General features: G+C 65.1%; 13 protein-coding genes and 1 pseudogene. 8 read left to right on the top strand and 6 right to left on the bottom strand.

All coding sequences use genetic code 11. From position 1 onward, the window contains the following. Nucleotides 1–409: 409 nt before the first annotated feature. The 6 genes from lptF to rsmA all read left to right on the top strand — a co-directional run bounded on the left by lptF (nucleotide 410) and on the right by rsmA (nucleotide 8,541). On the top strand, nucleotides 410–1,621 hold the full coding sequence (gene lptF, locus F812_RS0119620) for an LPS export ABC transporter permease LptF (protein ID WP_020087686.1): 1,212 nt from the start codon (nucleotides 410–412) through the stop codon (nucleotides 1,619–1,621). A 6-nt stretch (nucleotides 1,622–1,627) separates the two neighbouring features. Beyond that, a complete protein-coding gene (lptG, locus tag F812_RS0119615; RefSeq protein WP_020087685.1) occupies nucleotides 1,628–2,722 on the top strand; it encodes an LPS export ABC transporter permease LptG in 1,095 nt (364 codons plus the stop codon). A gap of 93 nt (nucleotides 2,723–2,815) precedes the next feature. After that, nucleotides 2,816–5,179, top strand: coding sequence for an LPS-assembly protein LptD (locus F812_RS0119610; RefSeq protein WP_245257726.1), 2,364 nt, complete (start codon nucleotides 2,816–2,818; stop codon nucleotides 5,177–5,179). 166 nt (nucleotides 5,180–5,345) lie between these two features. Continuing rightward, nucleotides 5,346–6,575 (top strand): peptidylprolyl isomerase family protein, encoded by a 1,230-nt coding sequence (locus F812_RS0119605; RefSeq protein ID WP_020087683.1) that lies wholly within the window; start codon nucleotides 5,346–5,348, stop codon nucleotides 6,573–6,575. Next, nucleotides 6,575–7,651 (top strand): 4-hydroxythreonine-4-phosphate dehydrogenase PdxA, encoded by a 1,077-nt coding sequence (gene pdxA / locus F812_RS0119600; RefSeq protein ID WP_020087682.1) that lies wholly within the window; start codon nucleotides 6,575–6,577, stop codon nucleotides 7,649–7,651. Before F812_RS0119605 ends, pdxA begins: the two co-directional genes overlap by 1 nt. Beyond that, entirely contained in the window at nucleotides 7,648–8,541 is an 894-nt protein-coding gene (rsmA, locus tag F812_RS0119595) for a 16S rRNA (adenine(1518)-N(6)/adenine(1519)-N(6))-dimethyltransferase RsmA (RefSeq protein WP_020087681.1), read from the top strand. The genes pdxA and rsmA overlap by 4 nt, the downstream gene beginning before the upstream one ends. A 21-nt stretch (nucleotides 8,542–8,562) precedes the next feature. Here the strand turns inward: rsmA and F812_RS0119590 are convergent, their stop codons facing one another. From F812_RS0119590 to F812_RS0119580, 3 genes are all read right to left on the bottom strand, one after another. Next, nucleotides 8,563–9,618 (bottom strand): NAD(P)/FAD-dependent oxidoreductase, encoded by a 1,056-nt coding sequence (locus F812_RS0119590; protein ID WP_020087680.1) that lies wholly within the window; start codon nucleotides 9,616–9,618, stop codon nucleotides 8,563–8,565. 59 nt (nucleotides 9,619–9,677) lie between these two features. Beyond that, nucleotides 9,678–9,998, bottom strand: a complete 321-nt coding sequence (locus F812_RS0119585; RefSeq protein WP_020087679.1) for a 2Fe-2S iron-sulfur cluster-binding protein — start codon at nucleotides 9,996–9,998, stop codon at nucleotides 9,678–9,680. Nucleotides 9,999–10,157: 159 nt separating this feature from the next. Continuing rightward, nucleotides 10,158–10,601, bottom strand: coding sequence for an Hpt domain-containing protein (locus F812_RS0119580; protein ID WP_156827566.1), 444 nt, complete (start codon nucleotides 10,599–10,601; stop codon nucleotides 10,158–10,160). Between the two features lie 411 nt (nucleotides 10,602–11,012). Here F812_RS0119580 and F812_RS0119570 point away from each other — a divergent pair, with 411 nt between their 5' ends. Both F812_RS0119570 and dgcA read left to right on the top strand, forming a co-directional pair. Further along, complete coding sequence (locus F812_RS0119570; protein WP_156827565.1) at nucleotides 11,013–14,000, top strand: hypothetical protein; 2,988 nt, start codon at nucleotides 11,013–11,015, stop codon at nucleotides 13,998–14,000. A 77-nt stretch (nucleotides 14,001–14,077) separates the two neighbouring features. After that, nucleotides 14,078–15,064, top strand: coding sequence for an N-acetyl-D-Glu racemase DgcA (gene dgcA, locus F812_RS0119565; protein WP_020087675.1), 987 nt, complete (start codon nucleotides 14,078–14,080; stop codon nucleotides 15,062–15,064). Nucleotides 15,065–15,075: 11 nt separating this feature from the next. Here dgcA and F812_RS24780 read toward each other — a convergent pair whose 3' ends face one another. The 3 genes and pseudogenes from F812_RS24780 to F812_RS24775 form a co-directional block, all read right to left on the bottom strand. Continuing rightward, complete coding sequence (locus F812_RS24780) at nucleotides 15,076–16,353, bottom strand: MFS transporter (protein WP_245257723.1); 1,278 nt, start codon at nucleotides 16,351–16,353, stop codon at nucleotides 15,076–15,078. Nucleotides 16,354–16,681: 328 nt separating this feature from the next. Continuing rightward, entirely contained in the window at nucleotides 16,682–17,488 is an 807-nt protein-coding gene (thiD, locus tag F812_RS0119555; RefSeq protein WP_020087673.1) for a bifunctional hydroxymethylpyrimidine kinase/phosphomethylpyrimidine kinase, read from the bottom strand. 4 nt (nucleotides 17,489–17,492) lie between these two features. After that, nucleotides 17,493–17,811 (bottom strand): annotated as a pseudogene (locus tag F812_RS24775) (cytochrome c biogenesis protein CcdA); the annotation flags it as partial.

The following is a 17,811-nucleotide window of genomic DNA, read 5'->3' as shown; positions in this document are numbered from 1 at the left end:
CCGCGGCCATGCTCGAACAATGGGCAGGCGTTTTCGATCTTCGCTGTGGAAATTAGACGCTTGCGGGGGAAGTGCAAGCCGCGGACGCTCCAAAAGTCAGCCCCACACATTAATCTGCTGATAGGGTTAGGTTTGGCGGGGCTCCGCGGACGCAGCAGGGGTTGTTTCCGCATTGCATCAATGGGGCTAGAGGCTTGGATTAGAGCCGAAATTCCGCCATTGTCACATGGAACGACGGTGGTTAAGTGCGTACCGCTTCGACGACGGGGGTTCGAGTTTTGCGGGCGGGTGCTCAAGATATCGCCGTGCGCGGCCGTGGCGCCGTCCTCGGCGGCAGTCTTCGCCCTTCGGCTTCGATGGCCGGTTCCTCGACGTCGTCTCACTCGAAGCTCAGCGTGATCACCGTCAGATGACGATTTTCTCACGATATGTTTTTCGGCAGACGCTGAGCGCGCTTTTGCTGGTGCTGCTATCGCTGACCGGCATCGTGTGGATCTCGCTCGCGCTGCGCGAACTCAACGTCGTGACCAGCCTTGGCCAGAGCGCGCTGACGCTCGTCACCATGACGACGCTGGGCCTTCCCAACTTCGTCGCCGTGATCACGCCGTTCGCGCTGCTGATCACGGTGATCCACACGCTCAATCGCCTCAACAGCGACAGCGAGATCATTGTGCTGACGGCGTCGGGCGCCACGGCGTGGACCATCGTCAAGCCGTTGGCGACGCTGGCGCTGATCGTCGTGGCCTTCATCTCCTACGTGAACCACGTGGCCATGCCGTGGAGCCTCAGGCTTCTGCGCGAAATCGTGATGGACGTCCGCACCGATCTCCTGACCCAGGTGATCCAGCCGGGCCGCTTTTCGAGCCCCGAGCGCGGTTTGACGTTTCATATCCGCGAGCGCTCGCTCGATGGGACGCTGCAAGGCCTCGTGATGCACGACGCCCGCAATTCCAAGGAAGTGCAGTCCTATCTCGCCGAAAAAGGCCTCATCCTGAAGGACAAGGGCGAGTCCTATCTGTTCATGACCAACGGGCATATTCTGCGCCGTGAGGGCGGGATCTCCGAGCCGACACAGATCATCGAGTTCGACAAGTACGCGGTCGATCTCGACCGTTTCGAAGCCAAGACGGCAGGACCTGCGGATCTCAAGCCGCGCGAGCGCTACTACGACGAGCTGGTCAATCCCGACCCCAACAGCTCGGCCTACAAAGCCGAGCCCGGCCGCTTCAGGGCCGAGTTGCATGAGCGCTTTTCGAGCGCGCTCTACCCGCTCGCCTTCGTGTTGCTGGCGATCGCGCTCGTCGGCCAGGCGCAAAGCACGCGACAGAACCGTCATGCCCGAATGGGCTTCTGCTTCCTGGCGGGCGTGGGACTGCGGCTATCGGGGCTGGCGGTGAACAACATCGTGGTGCTGCACGCGAGCTTCGTGCCCGTGCTCTACCTCATTCCGCTCACGGCGATTTGCGTTTCGCTGTTCCTGATCGCGCGCGGGACGCGGCCCTCGCGGGGCAACGCGATGCTGGACAAGATTTCCGAGAGCGCGGCGGAGCTTTGGGCGAGCCTTATGCAGCGCTTCTCCCGCCGGCGGGGCGTCGCCGCGCCTGCCGGGTCCAGGAGCTAGCGGCCGATGCCCGGGGTCTCCACGCTCTCCGTCTACATCGGGATGCGCTTCCTGATCGCGATCTTCGCGGTGTTCGGGCTCTGCACGGTCCTGATTTTCATGATCGATTTCGTTGAGCTTTTGCGCCAAGCCGGCAAATACGGCAGCGTGCCGGCCTGGCTTCTCGCCTGGATCACGGCGCTGCGGCTGCCGGCCTACACGGAAATCCTGCTTCCGTTCGCGGTGCTGGTGGGTTCGATCAGTGCACTGCTGATGCTGGCGCGCAAGAGCGAGCTCGCGGTGATGCGCGCGGGCGGCATGTCGGTCTGGCAGTTCCTGCGTCCGGGCGCGGCCGTCGCAATGATGCTCGGGATCCTGAGCTCCACCGTTTTCAACCCTTTGGCGGCTACGGCGAGAGACAGCTCCGAAAAGTTGTATTCAGAGGCGTTCGGGCGTGAATCGAGCCTGCTCGGCAAGGGCGCCTCAGGCACATGGCTGCGCCAGGACGGTCTCGACGGGCAATCGGTGCTCACGGCAGGCAGCACCCGGCGGCGGGGAACCGAGCTCACCACGGTTACGGCGTTCGTTTACGATAAAAGCGGGCGCTTCTCGGAGCGAGTCGACGCCAGCCGGGCGAAGCTCGAGGAAGGGTACTGGGTGCTCGAAAGTGCCCTCGTCTCGCGCGTCGGCCGGGAGCCCGAAACCTTCGGAAAATATCTGCTGTCCACCTACCTCACGCCGGAGCGTGTCGTGGACGCCCTCGGAAGCGTCATCTCGGTCTCGTTCTGGGAGCTTCCGGACCTGATTTATGTGACGGAAAAGGCGGGTCTTTCAGCATCAAAATTGCGCATTCAGTATGAGTTGCTGCTGACTCGCCCGCTGCTCTGCGTGGCCATGGTTTTTTTGGCGGCCACTGTGTCGTTGCGGTCATTCCGCTCGGGTGGGATCCAGACTATGGTCGTCACCGGAATGATCGGGGGCTTTGGATTTTTCCTTTTCACGGAGATTTCAAGGCAAATCGGAACGGCGGGCCTCGCCCCAATCTGGGCGGCGGTGTGGGTTCCGGTGGTTCTCGCAATTCTTGTTTCGGTCACGGTGCTCTTGCACCAGGAGGACGGCTGAGTGATGCGTGTTGCGCGCAAAATGCTGGCGACATGCACTGAGTTGGGCAACTCGTGTCCGTGCCGCAAGGCAGTGGGACACGGGCGTTTGCGCGTGCTTTCCGGCGTGGCGGCTACGCTCGCGGCAGCTGCGGCGCTGCTCGCCTCCCATCCGGCCTCCGCACAGAAAAAATCCAACAGCTTCCAGGACGAGGTGACCTCCTCCTCGAAGACCTCGGCTTTCGGCAAGTCGGGCGATGTGTTCGGCAAGCCGCAGAAGATGGACAAGACGCTGCCGCTCTACCTGCAGGGCGACGAGCTGATCTACGACACCAAGGGCAACCGCGTGATCGCGCGCGGCAACGTCGAGATCTACTACAACAAGAACGTTCTTACGGCCGATCAGGTCATCTACGACCAGGGCGCCAACACGCTGACGGCTTCCGGCAACGTCGAGCTCAAGGACGCGAACGGCAACATCATCCGCGCGGACAACTACACGTTGACGGACGACTTCCGTGACGGCTTCGTGCAGTCGCTGTCGGTGGTGACGAGCGACGAATCCCGCATCACCGCGGAGCGGGGCGAGCGGCGCGAGGGCAACGTCACCGAGTTCGCCGAAGCAACCTTCACGGCTTGCAAAAGCGAAGGCAACGTGCCGCCGCTGTGGTGCATCGGCGCCAAGCGCATCGTGCACGACCAGGCCAACGCGACCATTTCGTACCAGGATGCCGAGGTTAAGTTCTACGGCATCACGGTCGGCTATCTGCCTTACTTCGAGCACCCCGATCCGTCGGTGAAGCGCAAGAGCGGCTTCCTCGCGCCGTCGTATGGCAACTCGAACGATCTCGGCGTGTTCGTCGAGATTCCGTACTACTTCGCTCTGTCGCCGAATTACGATTTCACGTTCCATCCCCGCTACATGACCGAGCAGGGCGTGCTGTGGCAGGGTGACTGGCGCCAGAAGCTCTCCAACGGCGAGTACTCGATCAACCTGGCCGCCATCGACCAGGACGCGAGCGATCTCGGACCCGGCAATGAAGATCTGGACGGCTGGCGCGGCAGCGTTGAGACGCGCGGCAAGTTCTCGCTTTCGAGCTGGTGGAGCTACGGCTGGAATGCCATCATCGAAAGCGACGACACGTTCCGCCGGTACTACAAGCTCGACGGCATCCTGCTGACCGACCGCGTCAACGACGTCTGGTTGCAGGGCATGTCGGAGCGTAACTATTTCAGCGCGAAGCTCTATCAGTTCGGCGGGCTGCTGGTGAACGACACCGACGCGTCGGAGTCGCTCGTTCATCCGATCATCGACCACAACTACGTGTTCAAGGATCCGGTACTCGGCGGCGAGCTGCGCTGGAGGTCCAACGCGCTGAGCCTGTCACGTTCTGATGTTCGGCTTGATAATGCGCCTCCGAATTCGGATCTTGTCTCGCAAGACATGAATCGTTTTGTGACGGAAGTGAAATGGCGCCGCCGTTTCACGGACGCGATCGGCATAACCTATACGCCGTTCGGCGAGCTGCGTGGCGACATCTACCAGATCAACTATGAGGACCCGATCGCTGGCGACCTCGATGAGACCTTCTTGCGCGGTCTCGCGACGGGTGGAGCCACGGTGTCCTATCCCTGGGTTGCGAACGTTGGCGCAAGCTCGCACGTGATCGAGCCGATCGGGCAGATCGTGGCTCATAATTCCAGCGTTCGTCAGGATGATCTGCCGGATGAAGACGCGAAAAGCCTGATCTTCGACGATACCAACCTGTTCGAGAGCACCAAGTTCTCGGGCTATGACCGCCTCGAAACGGGCGTTCGAGCCAACGTCGGCGTCCAGTACACGTTCCAGGGTCCGGTGGGCTACGCTCGCGTGCTCGCGGGACAAAGCTTCCATCTCGCTGGCACTAACGCTTACAATGAGCCGGGTAACGACTTTAACTCGGCCAGCGGACTCGAGACTAATAAATCTGACTACGTACTCGGGTTGTACCTCGCGCCAACAGATGTGTTCCGGGTGATCTCCCAATCTCGTTTCGACGAGGACGACCTCTCCCTGCGACGGCAGGATTTGTCGGCAGCCTTTAACTATGGGCCGATTGTCGCTCAGGTCACATACACTTACGGTGACGTCTACGATTACGACACTGCGACGTACGACCAACAAGAAGACATCCTCGGCTTCGCCTCGCTGCGGATCACCGATCGCTGGACGCTGTCGGGCGCCCTTCGCTACGACCTCGACGCGGGCAGGACTCTCACGGATTCGATCCGTATCGCCTATCTCGACGAATGCTTCATGCTGAGCGCGACCTACAGCGAGACATTCATCAATGATCCGGATCGCGATATCAAGCCGGATCAGACCGTCATGCTGCGCTTCGAGTTCAAGCACCTCGGCGGCTTCAACTACCAGACCAACGTGGTCGACTTCATGGGCGGCGAAGACGCCTCGTCGCTGGGCAGTGCTCTCAACCGCTGATCGGTCAATGCCTTGCCAACGCCATGGTTGGTGTGGATAAGGTCCGCGACCTTTGCATTCTGCTGGTCACCCTTTATTGTCGGGATTCCCGGCGCTTCGAGGAATTGGCCAAGCGTCAGCGCTTTCCGTCGCGCCGTGATCCGTTTTTGCTGGCGAGACAGCATCGATGCCTAATCTGCCCCGTTTCCTCCTTCTGACCTCCGGCGCGCTCCTGCTTGGCGCAGGCCTCGCCCTGCCCGCCTCTGCGGTGGAGCCCAAAACCAAGGCGAAGGGAGGCTCGGTCACGGCCAATGCGGAGCTTGCCAACCCGGCTGCCGGCGGCACGGGCAAGGCGCAGCGCCAGAAAGGCGGCCAGTCGATCGCGGTGCTCGTCAACGACGAGCCGATCACGGCCTACGAGATCGAGCAGCGTGCCTCCTTCATCGCGCTCCAGGGCGGCGGCGGCGGCCAGGATTTCAAGGCGAAGGCCGAGGCACGCTGGAAATCGATCGTGCAGGATCCAAAGACCAACGAGCGCTTCAAGGAGCTGCTCAAGAAGAACAACGTCCAGTCGCAGGAGGAAGCCCGCGCGCTGCAGACGAAGTTCGTCAAAGATCTCCAGGCGAACATGGTTGCCCAGCTCAAGCGGGAGGCACGTTCCGGCGCGGTGGCCGGCTCCCGCAGCAAAGCCCAGGATGAGCTGATCGAGGAGAAGCTGAAGCTGCAGGAAGCCAAGCGGCTCAACGCGGTTACGGACGAGAAAGAGGTCGACCGGATCATCGGCGGAATTGCCGAGCGCAACAAGATGACGATCGACCAGTTCGCCCAGCACATGAAGGGCATGGGTGTCGACATCAACACCATGAAGGCCCGCTTCCGCGCCGAGATCTCCTGGCGCGAGGTGGTCCGCCGCCGTTTCGGCCATCTCGTCGCGATCACGGAACGCGACGTCGATCAGTTCGTCGCGAATACGTCGTCGCTGGCTCAGAGCGAGGTCGAGTTGCAGGTCCAGCGCATCACGCTGCCACTTCCCTCCTCGCTGGATCAGGCGCAGATCGCCCAGCGCATCGCTGAGGCTGATGCGCTGCACCGGCAGTACAGCGGGTGCGCCTCCATGTCCGCGCTCGCCGCGGCGACAGCGGGTGCCAAGTTCGAGGATCTCGGGATGCGCAAGCCCGCGTCGATTCCCGAGCCGACCCGCAGCCTCCTGCTCAACGCGACCGACGGCGACCTGCTGCCCGCGAGCGTCGGACAGGGCAGTGTCGAGCTTTGGGCGCTCTGCGGACGCAAGGCGCCAGCCGGGCAGGGCTCGGCCCGCGAGAATGCGCAGAACGAGCTTCGCCAGAAGGAGTTCGAGGTTCTCGCCCAGAAGCATCTCAAGGACCTGCGGCAGGACGCGGCCATCGAGATCCGCTGATGGCACGGGGCGCGCATAGCGACCGCTCCGCGACGGCGCGCGTGCCTCTCGTCGCGCTTTCGATGGGAGACCCCGCAGGCATCGGGCTCGACATCACGCTCATGGCCTGGTCGGAGCGGGCGCGTCATGCTTTGACGCCCTTCGTGCTGCTCGGAGATCCGGACGCGCTCGCAGCGCGTGCGCTTGCCCTCGGCCTCGACGCTCCCATCGAGATTGTCAGCGATCTCAGCGACGCGATCGACGCCTTCGAGAGCCGCCTTCCCGTTCATCCCGTGCGCTGCGCGGCTCCCGTGATGGCGGGCCAGGCGGATACACGTAATGCGCCTTCCGTCATTGCCGCTATCGAAACCGCCGTTCTCGCTGTCAAGCGCGGCGAGGCACAGGCGGTGGTCACCAACCCGATCGCAAAGAGCGTGCTCACGGCCCACGGCTTTCCGCATCCCGGCCACACGGAGTTTCTTGGCGCGCTGGCGCGGGAGCATTTCGGAAGTGCGCAGAGCAAGCCGGTGATGCTTCTGGCTTCGGACGAGCTCAAGGTCGTCCCCCTCACCGTGCACATTCCGCTGAAAGATGTGCCTGCCGCGATCTCGACGGACGCTATCATCGAGACGGCGCGCATTCTGAACCGGTCGCTGCGGGACGATTTCGGCTATGTGCGCCCCCGCATTGCGGTGACGGGTCTCAATCCGCACGCAGGCGAGCAAGGCACGATGGGCACCGAGGACGATCGCATCATCGCGCCCGCGATCGCCGCGCTCGCGCGAGAGGGGCTTGCTGTGACAGGGCCGCACCCGGCCGATACGCTCTTTCACGCAGCGGCGCGCAAGATCTACGACGCGGTGCTCGCAATGTATCACGATCAGGCGCTCATCCCGATCAAGACGCTGGCGTTCGACACGGGCGTGAACGTCACCATCGGCTTGCCGTTCGTCAGGACGTCGCCGGATCATGGCACCGCCTTCTCCATCGCGGGCACCGGACAGGCACGCGCGTCGAGCCTCGTCGAAGCCTTGAAGCTCGCCGGCTCCATTGCTGCGCGCCGCGTGGCCTCCCCCGCTCCCGCAGGCGTTTCATGAGCGAGCTTCAGGCCGAGACCAAGAGCGGAGCAAGCCCCGACGGGCTCGATCCCTTACGTGAGGTGATCCGCCGCCACGAGCTCGCGGCGAAGAAGAGCCTGGGGCAGAACTTCATCCTCGATCTCAATCTCACACGGCGGATCGCGCGGGCCGGCGGCTCTGTCGAGGGGCGGACTGTCGTCGAGGTCGGCCCCGGACCTGGCGGCCTCACGCGCGGGTTGCTGCTCGAAGGCGCGGCGCGCGTGATCGCCGTCGAACGCGACTCCCGATGCCTTCCCGCGCTGGCCGAGATCAGCGCACGCTATCCCGGCCAATTGAACGTGCACGAGGGCGATGCCCTCGAGGCGGACTGGCGTGCGCTTCTCGGTGGCAGCGCGCAAAAAGCGGTGATCGCGGCGAACCTTCCCTATGGCGCGGCTACGTCGCTGCTGATCGGATGGCTCGAAACGGAGCCGTGGCCGCCGTGGTGGGATCGCATGGTGCTGATGTTCCAGAAGGAGGTGGCGGAGCGTATCGTCGCCGAGCCGGGCACCAAGGACTACGGACGCCTTTCCGTCATCTCGCAGTGGCGGAGCGAGGCGCACATCGCGCTGACGCTGAAGCCGGAGGCGTTCACGCCGCCGCCCAAGGTCTCGTCTGCCGTGGTCGTGTTCAAGCCGCGGCCGGATCCGCAGCCCGCCTGCTCCGTGAAAACCCTCGGCAAGGTGACGGCGGCGGCTTTCGGTCAGCGCCGCAAGATGCTGCGCGCTTCCCTCAAGACGCTGGTGCCCAATCCGGAACAGCTGCTGGACGCTGCCGGTATCGCGCCCGACCTCCGGGCCGAGCGGGTGCCCGTGCGCGATTTCGCGAAGCTCGCCCTCGTCTATGAGCGCTCCATCGCGGGGCGCTGACGAAAGCCCTGCGCGTTCTCGTTACTTCACGCCGAGCTTCTTCTGCAGGCTGGACGACGAGGTCGTGTACTGGAAGAGCAGCTTCTTGTTGGGGTGCACGTACTTGTGCGCCTGCTGCGCCATCAGGGCCGCCTCGTGGAAGCCCGAGAGGATGAGCTTCAGCTTGCCCGGATACCAGTTGATATCGCCGATGGCGAAGATGCCCTTCTCGCTGGTCTCGAACTTCTCGGTGTCGACCAGGATGAGGTTTTCATTGAGGTTGAGGCCCCAGGTGGCGACCGGGCCGAGCTTCATGGTGAGGCCGAAGAAGGGCAGCATGGCGTTCGCCGTCACCCGCTGCTCGCCGTCGCCTGTCTTCACCGTGACGGCTTCGAGCGTTCCGTTCTCGCCGTGGAGTTGCGTCATCTGGCCGATGACCAGGCGGACTTTTCCTTCCGCCACGAGGGCACGCATCTGCTCCACCGAATGGGGCGCGCCGCGAAATTCGTCGCGACGGTGCAGCAGCGTGAGCGACTTGGCGATGGGCGCGAGGTTGAGCGTCCAGTCGAGCGCGGAGTCGCCCCCACCCACGATAAGCACGTCCTTGCCGCGCAGCTCCTCCATACGGCGCACCGCGTAGTGCACGGAGGTTCCCTCGTAGGCTTCGATGCCGTCGAGCGGGGGGCGCTTCGGGGTGAACGAGCCGCCGCCCGCGGCGATGACGACGACCTTGGCCAGGATCTCGCGTCCAGCGTCGGTCTTGAGATGGAAGCGGCCGTCTTCCGAGCGTTGCAGCTCGTCGACGCGCTCACCGAACACGAACGAGGCGCCGAAGGGCTTGATCTGCTCCATCAGCCGGTCGGTCAGCTCCTGGCCGGTGACCGTGGGGAGCGCGGGAATGTCGTAGATCGGCTTTTCGGGATAGAGCTCCGAGCACTGGCCGCCGGGCTTACCCAGGATATCGATCACGAGCGATTTGACGTCGACGAGCCCCAGCTCGAACACCGCGAACAGACCCACGGGGCCAGCGCCGATGATCACCGCATCGATCTCCGTCACGCCTGCGTCTGTCGCCTGGCTGGCTTCGTCCAACGCCATGGTCGTCTCCTGTTTCGCGCTCGCCGACGCGTTCTTGCCGCCGACGAGGCGGCGGGATCTCAGAACTGCTTGGTGGGCACGCGCATGGTGAGCCCGTCGAGGTCGGGCGTGACCTTGATCTGGCAGCTCAGGCGGCTCTCCTTACGCACATCGAAGGCGAAATCGAGCATGTCCTCTTCGATATCGGCGGGCTTGCCGGTTTTTTCCACCCAGGCCGGCTCGATGTAGACGTGGCAGGTCGCGCAGGCACACGCGCCGCCGCACTCCGCCTCGATGCCGGGTACGTCATTCAGCTTTGCCGCCTCCATAACGGTCAGGCCCGGCTCGACCTCGACGGTCTGGCTCGCGCCGTCGGGCTGGATGAAGGTGAGTTTAACCATTACGGCCGGCTCCAATTCCTGATGTTCGCCCGGTTTCCCGGGACGGTCGCGGGCAGGATTAATGGGCTCGTCCGCTTTATTCAAGCTCTGCCACGCCGCGCCCTGTCTGATGCGGGCCGGAGCCGCCGGTTTCAGATTTTCTGATGCGGAAGCGTGCGGTTACGATCCGGGGCGGGCAGGCTCGGAAGGAAAGGCTTCCTCCACATAGCTTTGGACGTGCTCGCATGCCTCTTCCAGGCGGGCGAGCAGCCGCTCGCGCTCCTCCTCGTCGGTCGCGCCCGAGGTCTGTTCGGCTTCGAGGGCGATCTGGCTCACCTGCCAGGCGCCGACGGCGCGGGCGGAGCCCTTGATGGTATGGGCCGCCACATGCCATTCGCGGTCGGTGACTGCGAAGCGAAGCTGCTCGATGCTGAGCGGGAGCTGCGCGAGGAACAGGCCCAGGATTTCCCGCTCCAGGCTCGGGCTGCCGAGCGTATAGCGGGCCAGATGCGCGCGGTCGATCGGGCCCGCGCCCTCCCCCGCCATTACGGGAGACGGCTCACCCAGGCCAAGCGCCAAGCGCTCATGGCGACGGTGGGTCGCGCTCTGTCTTTGGGTCGTCATCTGCCGCGTGGCCTGCGTTGGGACGTATTTATCGGTGGATCAAAAAAGCGCCTTTCGGCCGGTCCCGGCGGCGTCAGGGGCGAGCACCCCGGAAGCGAGGGCTTCCGCAGGTCATGGCCCATCCTGCCCGTAACGCGCTAAATAGTTGTAAACCAATCATCTCTAAGTCGCTTCTTGGGGGAAAGGTTTCTTTAAGGCTACGGGTTCTGGGCGGCGTTGGGGCGAACTTCATTTGGCCCCAAAGACGGCCTACTCGGCATAGAGCCTAGGAGGAGGCTCGAACCCTGAAAAAAGGGCGTTGATGGGGCCTGCTCATGGGAGAAAACCCGTTTGAGCACAAGCCTCGGACTGCGGTATCATGGTTTAGAGCTGGGCGTGGGGCTGCCGGTGGTTACCGGCTCGGACGGGTTGATGGCTCAGGAACAGAAATCTGACTCGGCGGCGGCTGCCAAGGCGCTGCCCGACGTGGCCGCATCTCCGGCCGCGTCGCAGGCGTCGGCCTCCGCACTGATTCCGCCTCCCCTGGCCGGAAACGCAAATTCCGGCGCTAAATCCTCGGGCCCCGATCTCAGCGACGCCCTGTCCCTCGTCTCCACGCCCGCGAGCGCGCCGAACCTCGGCTCCCCGACGGCAACGGTGCACCATAGGTTGCCGCCACCACTTCCCAACATGGCTTCCCGCGCGCAGGCTGCTCCGGCCGTGATGCCGCCTCTCTCCGGCAACGACAAGGGTGACCGCCCCGGCGGAGACAAGCAGCCACCTCAATCGGCCGAGCCCGCGGCGCGGCGCATGGCGCGCCGGCGACCCGCCGGACCTCCCCGCGGAAAGATCGCGGCCAACGACGACGCGCCCTCCATCGGCGGCCTCATCTACGCGCTCGAGCAGAAGCCTTCTTCGGCGCCTTTCAAGTACGCCGCGATCGCGACCGCTGTCTGGACCGTCATCTGCCTCGCGTTTTCTTACGTCATCGTGCGGGCGGAGCTCGAAGCGGGCGCGACCTTCCTCTCGCTGTTCGAGAAGCCTTCGACGTTCCTCACCGCGACCGCGATTATCGTTCCCGTGGCTGTGCTGTGGGCGCTGGCGCTTCTCGCGTGGCGCTCCGACGAGTTGCGCTTACGCTCCTCGACCATGACAGAGGTCGCAATCCGGCTCGCGGAGCCGGACCGTATGGCCGAGCAATCGGTCGCCTCTCTCGGGCAGGCTGTGCGCCGTCAGGTCGGCTTCATGAACGACGCCATCTCGCGCGCGCTCGGACGCGCGGGTGAGCTCGAAGCCCTGGTTCACAACGAGGTCACCGCGCTCGAACGCTCCTACGAGGAGAACGAGCGAAAGATCCGCGGTCTCATCCAGGAGCTCGCGGGTGAGCGCAACTCTCTGCTCTCCACCAGTGAGCGTGTCACAGAGACGCTGAAGACGCTCGGAACCGATATTCCCTCGCTGATCGACAAACTCTCGAACCAGCAGATCAAGCTCGCGCATATCATCCAGGGCGCGGGCGACAACCTCACCGCCCTCGAATCCGCAGTGGGGCAGAGCACCGACCGGCTGGAGCACGCGCTCGGCAGCAAGACCGAGCAACTGCAGGGGATGCTCGAAGGGTATACGTCCGGCCTCGCGATGGCGCTCGGTGCACGCACGGACCAGCTTCAGGACGCGATCGCGAGCTACGTGACAACGCTCGACACCTCGCTCAGCAACAGGACCGAGAAGTTGCAGCTCGTCTTCGAGGAGTATGCGCGGGCCCTCGACACCTCGATCAGCAATCGCGCGCAGGCGCTCGACATTCAGCTCGTGGAGCGCACCAAGGCGCTCGATGCCGCGTTCGGTCAGCGGTTGAAGTCGTTCGACGAATCCATCGTGCGCTCGACCATGACCATCGATACCGCGGTTGCCGAAAAGGCGCGCGCCCTCACCTCCGCACTCGACAATCACGCGCGCACGTTCAGCGAGACGATCTCGCGTCAGGCCGTCAATCTCGATGAGAGCCTGATGCACGGCATCAACTCGGTGCGCCGCACGAGCGAGAACATCACGCGCCAGTCGCTCAAGGCCATCGAGGGACTGGCAGGTCAGTCCGAGATGCTGAAGCGCGTGTCGGAGAACCTGCTCTCGCAGGTCAACGCCGTCACCAATCGTTTCGAGGGCCAGGGTCAGGCGATCATGCGCGCCGCCAACTCGCTCGAGAACGCCAACTTCAAGATCGAATCCACCCTGCAGGGCCGCCACGCCGAGCTTTCCAGCACGATGGACCGGCTCTCCGGAAAGGCGGACGAGTTCGGCCGTTTCGTAGAAGGCTTCTCGTCGTCGATGGAAGGCACGCTGGCCACTGCCGAGCAGCGTGCGCGCGCGACGGCCGAGCAGCTCAGGGCGAGCGCGGAAGCCACCAAGCGCACGGCCCTCGACGATCTGGAGCGGTTCCGCCTCGAAGCCGGCGCGGAGGGCGAGCGCGCGCTCGACGAGCTTCGCTCGCGCTTCTCGTCGATCTCCAACGTGGTCTCGGAGCAGCTCTCCTCGCTCACGAGCCGGATCGACCAAACCTCCGACGAGGTCAGGCAGCGGGCGAGCCGCGCGGCCGCCGATATCGCCGCCGAGCAAGTGCGCCTCAAGGAGCAGATGGAGCGGCTTCCCACCGCCACGCGCGAGAACGCGGAGGCCATGCGGCGCGCGCTTCAGGACCAGCTCCGCGCCATCGAGCAGCTTTCCAACCTCACGACGCGCTCGCTCGCCGGGCGGGATGTGACGCCGCCGCAGCCGCCCATGCCCGGCACACCCGGCGTTCCGTCTCTGACGAGCAGCTATGTTGCAGAGGCACGCGCCGTGTCGGACACCGGGCCGCGCGCGCTCAGCACGCTTTCCACACCGGCGGCGCCCGATCCCGTCTACCGGGCCGCGCCGCCTCCGCCGTCGCCCTATCAGGCACCGCTCTCACGTCCCGCCGTTTCGCAAGCGCCTGCCGCAGAGAACCGTGATGGGTGGTCGCTCGGCGATCTTCTGGCGCGCGCGTCGCGCGATGACGAAGCCCATCATCCCGCGCCTGTCATGCACGCGCCTCCGCAGGCGCCGGTCCCCTTCCACAGCCAGATCGACGTGATCGCGCGTGCACTCGATCCGGCGACGACGGCCGCGCTCTGGCAGCGCATCGCGGCAGGCCAGCGCGGCGTGATGGTGCGCAGCATCTATACGCCGGAAGGCCGCGCCATCTTCGACGATCTCAGCGTGCGTTACCGCACCGATCCGGACCTGCAGCGGACGATCAACCACTACCTCGTCGACTTCGAGAACATCCGGCGCGACGCGGAGCAGCGCGATCCCTCCGGCCGGGCGATCAACGCTCATCTGCTGTCGGACATGGGGCGGGTTTATCTCTTCCTCGCGCACGTCAGCGGGCGTATCACTTAGCTCCCTTCCCGCTGGCGATCGATGCTGCGCGTCGATGATCGCGCGTCTGGGATCGCAAGTCAGGCGCCACGGTTTTCATGTCTCTTCGCTCCCTTTCCATCTCCGTCGACCGCTTCGCGCTCAAGGTGCCGTTCGTGATCGCCCGCGGAGCAAAGACGCATGCGGTGGTGGTCGCGGTGTCGATTTCCGACGGGCGGGTGACCGGTCGGGGGGAATGCACGCCCTATGCGCGCTATGGCGAGACGCCGGAAAGCGTGGTGGCCGCCATTGAGGACGCAAGCCGTGTCCCTGGCCTGCTCGCGAGCCGGGACATTCTTGCCGCCTCGTTGCCTCCGGGCGCGGCGCGCAACGCGCTCGACTGCGCGCTCTGGGATTTCGAAGCGAAAGCGAGCGGGAGGAGCGTGGCGGCAAGCCTGGGATGCGCGCCGCTCGCGGGTGTCGAGACGTGCTTCACCCTGAGCCTAGACACGCCCGCAGCCATGGCGCGCGCTGCGCAGGATGCAACCGCGCACAGGCTTCTGAAGCTCAAGCTTGGCGGCGCTGGCGATATCGATCGTATGGCGGCGGTACGCCAGGCGAGACCGGACGCGCGGCTCGTCGCGGACGCCAACGAGTCCTGGACCGACGACATGGTGGGGCCGTTCCTGGCGGCTGCGGCCGAATCCGATTTCGAGCTCGTCGAGCAGCCGCTTCCGGCTGGCGCGGATGCCATGCTCGAAGGGTTGATGCGCTCCGTGCCTGTGTGCGCCGACGAAAGCGTGCATACGCGCGCCGATCTGGCGGACGTTCTCCATTGCTACGACGCCGTCAACATCAAGCTCGACAAGGCGGGCGGGCTCACCGAAGCGCTCGCCTTGCGGGAGGCGGCAGGGGAGGCTGGGCTCAAGGTGATGGTTGGCTCGATGGTCGCGACCTCGCTCGCGGTCGCGCCCGCGTTTCTGATCGCGCAGGACGCAGATTGGGTGGACCTCGACGGACCTTTGCTGCTCGCGACCGACCGCGATCCGCCCGTGCGCTTCCAGGATGGAAAGTTGCAGCCACCTTCCGCGCAGCTCTGGGGCTGAGCCCCCTGGCCTCAAACTTTCGCGGCCTCTGGGCTGGTCCACAGCAGGCCGCCCTGCCATTTTGCACGCACGTAAAGCGCGGCGGCAAATCCTATTGCCGCGAGGAGGGCCATGGCGAGATAGGCGTGGCCGCCGATGCTCGGATAGAGCCTGCCTGCGGTCAGCGTGGCCGCGCCCATCAGGAGGCCGGCCGCGACCGTCGCGTACATGGCCTGAGCCGTTCCCTGCGCGCTTTCGGGAACAGCGCGCGAGATGAAGTGCATGGCACCCAGGTGCGAAGCGCCATAGGTGAGCGTGTGGAGCATCTGGAGCGGGATCAGCGCCGGGAGCGACGGACTGAAGCTCATCAGCGCCCAGCGCAGCACGGCGGCGGCGGTGGCGCTGACCATCAGCGTCACGGGTCCCCAGCGCTGCACGATGTCGCCGGAGTAGGCGAAGAGCATCACCTCGCCGACTATGGCGATGGCCCAGAGGGCGCCGACCCAGGCGGTGGAGATGCCCTGGGCGTGCCACGTGAGCGCGCCGAAGGTGTAGAACATGCCGTGCGCGCCTTGGGCAGCGCCGGCAGCCAGCAGGAACGCCAGGAACACGGGCGTGCGGACGAGACGGAGCGCCTCCTCCGTGCTGCCGCCGCGAATGGCGCCCTGATGGGAGAGCGTTTCGGCAGGCACCTGATCCGGGCCGGGCGCGAGCCGCAGCTTTTCCGGAAGCTGTGAGGCGATGGCCACCGTCGCGACCGCGCCGACGATGATACAATAGACGACGGCATCGGCGCCTGCGTGATCGATCAGCCAGCCGCCGACGAAGCCCGCGGTCACGAACGTGATCGAGCCCCAAAGGCGCATACGCCCGTAGTCGAGCCCTTTGGCGCGCACACCGGCCACGGCAATCGTCTCGGTCAGCGGCATGATGGTCGAGAGCGCGATGGCGAAGGGCACCGCCAGCAGGAAGATGGCCCAGAAGCTCTCCATCCGGCTCAAGGCCAGCACGAGCACGAGCGCGAGCCAGGCGAGCCCGTTGACGATCCTGCGATGAGCGCCGGTGCGATCGGCCAGGATGGCGACGGTGGGCGTTATGAAGACGCGCAGGAAGAAGGGAGCGGCCGTGATGGCGGCGATCTCGCCCGCGGTGAGGCCGCGCGTGTCGAGCCAGACGGGGAGATACGGCAGATGCACGCCGTAGATCAGAAAAAGGGCGCCGTAGAACGCAGCGAGACGCAGGCTGTAGGAGGCGCGCGCCGACATCGCCAGGAGGCTGCTCCCCCGCCCGTCCTTCTCAAGTCCTCCCATTTCGGCAGTCCGATCTCGCGGCTTGGCTCTTATTATGGCGCCTGCGTTTGTCCGGCGGCGCGAGCGTCTTTATCAGGGGCCTGCGGCGGGCGCGAGCGCTTCGGGCAAGAAAAAACCGGCCCGGAAGAACCGGACCGGTTTTTTGCCGAGCTTCGCAGCGTCCCTGATCGCCACTTAGCTCCCCCCAAAGTCGTGTAGTCAGTAGTATGTGCGCTGCTCTATCGCCCCCCGACGACGGCGCTGCACGGGCAGGAGAGTTGCAGAACCCAAAGAGACTGACAAGATGGGCGCGACGCATTGCCGGTCCGGCGATGCTTCGGCGCAACAGTTACTGTCTCCGGATTGCATGGAGATGATCGACAGGGCCGTCACCCGTTCCGACGGACAGCGTTTTTCCGGCCTCGATCGCCTTCCAGACGAAGCTTTTCGCATCTGCCACAGCCGTCTCGAGCGTGGCTTTTTGCGCAAGACGCGCCGCGATGGCGGCTGCCAGCGTGCAGCCCGTGCCGTGGGTGTTGCGCGTGGCGATGCGCGGCGCCGTGAGACGGCTCAGACCGTCCCGGCTCACGAGAATGTCGGTGGCGTCCACCCCCTCCCCGTGCCCGCCCTTCACCAGCACCGCCTTGGGGCCGAGCGCCAGAATGCGGCGGGCCTGCGCCTCCATCTCGCCGAGGGAGGTGGCGACAGGCGCCTCAAGCAGGCGGGCGGCCTCACGCAGGTTCGGCGTCACGATGTCGGCGAGCGGAAACAGGCGCGTTCTCACGGCGTCGATCGCTTCGGGAGCGAGCAGCACGTCGCCGCTGGTCGCCACCATGACGGGATCGATGACGAGCGGCACTCCCGCGAACCGCGCGAGACCTTCGGCGACGGTTTCCACGGTCACGCGATCGGCCAGCATGCCGGTTTTTATTGCGCCCACAGCGAGATCGGAGGCGACCGACGTCATCTGCGCAGCGATGATGTCGGGCGGCAGCGTCAGCACGCCCTGCACGCCGCGCGTGTTCTGCGCGGTGATGGCGGTGATCACGGACGCGCCGTAGACGCCCAGCACCGTGAAGGTCTTGAGATCGGCCTGAATGCCCGCCCCGCCCGAGCTGTCGGAGCCGGCGATGGTGAGCGCGATGGGTGTGGCCACGTCCTCAACCTCCGGGCGTTAGCGTGCGGAGATCGTGCTGGAGCTTTTCGGGCGTCATCAGCTCCTCGACGCGGGCTAGGCCCGGGAACGTCTCGATCAGCCATTGTCCGAGCGCCTGGATGCTGAACCACTCGAACACGTTGAGGAAGGCGATGCCGGTCAGCACCAGCAGCAGGCCCATGATCTTCTCCATCAGCCCCAGATGGCGGCGGAAGCGGTGCATGAACGACAGGAACGGGCGGATGGCCACCGCGGCCATAACGAACGGAACGCCGAGCCCGGCCGAATAGACCGCGAGCAGCCGCACGCCCGCGCCCAGGCTC

Origin of the sequence: Hyphomicrobium zavarzinii ATCC 27496, from assembly GCF_000383415.1 — a bacterium.
Classification (GTDB): domain Bacteria; phylum Pseudomonadota; class Alphaproteobacteria; order Rhizobiales; family Hyphomicrobiaceae; genus Hyphomicrobium_C; species Hyphomicrobium_C zavarzinii.
The sequence above is the reverse complement of the archived record's forward strand: the minus strand, read 5'-3'. Positions and strand labels throughout refer to the sequence as shown.

Bases quoted from the DNA above. Each gene is read 5' to 3' on its own strand.
- lptF (WP_020087686.1), top strand. From the start codon at position 410: ATGACGATTTTCTCACGATATGTTTTTCGGCAGACGCTGAGCGCGCTT.
- lptG (WP_020087685.1), top strand. From the start codon at position 1,628: ATGCCCGGGGTCTCCACGCTCTCCGTCTACATCGGGATGCGCTTCCTG.
- F812_RS0119605 (WP_020087683.1), top strand. From the start codon at position 5,346: ATGCCTAATCTGCCCCGTTTCCTCCTTCTGACCTCCGGCGCGCTCCTG.
- pdxA (WP_020087682.1), top strand. From the start codon at position 6,575: ATGGCACGGGGCGCGCATAGCGACCGCTCCGCGACGGCGCGCGTGCCT.
- rsmA (WP_020087681.1), top strand. From the start codon at position 7,648: ATGAGCGAGCTTCAGGCCGAGACCAAGAGCGGAGCAAGCCCCGACGGG.
- F812_RS0119590 (WP_020087680.1), bottom strand. From the start codon at position 9,618: ATGGCGTTGGACGAAGCCAGCCAGGCGACAGACGCAGGCGTGACGGAG.
- F812_RS0119585 (WP_020087679.1), bottom strand. From the start codon at position 9,998: ATGGTTAAACTCACCTTCATCCAGCCCGACGGCGCGAGCCAGACCGTC.
- F812_RS0119580 (WP_156827566.1), bottom strand. From the start codon at position 10,601: ATGACGACCCAAAGACAGAGCGCGACCCACCGTCGCCATGAGCGCTTG.
- F812_RS0119570 (WP_156827565.1), top strand. From the start codon at position 11,013: ATGGCTCAGGAACAGAAATCTGACTCGGCGGCGGCTGCCAAGGCGCTG.
- dgcA (WP_020087675.1), top strand. From the start codon at position 14,078: ATGTCTCTTCGCTCCCTTTCCATCTCCGTCGACCGCTTCGCGCTCAAG.
- F812_RS24780 (WP_245257723.1), bottom strand. From the start codon at position 16,353: ATGGGAGGACTTGAGAAGGACGGGCGGGGGAGCAGCCTCCTGGCGATG.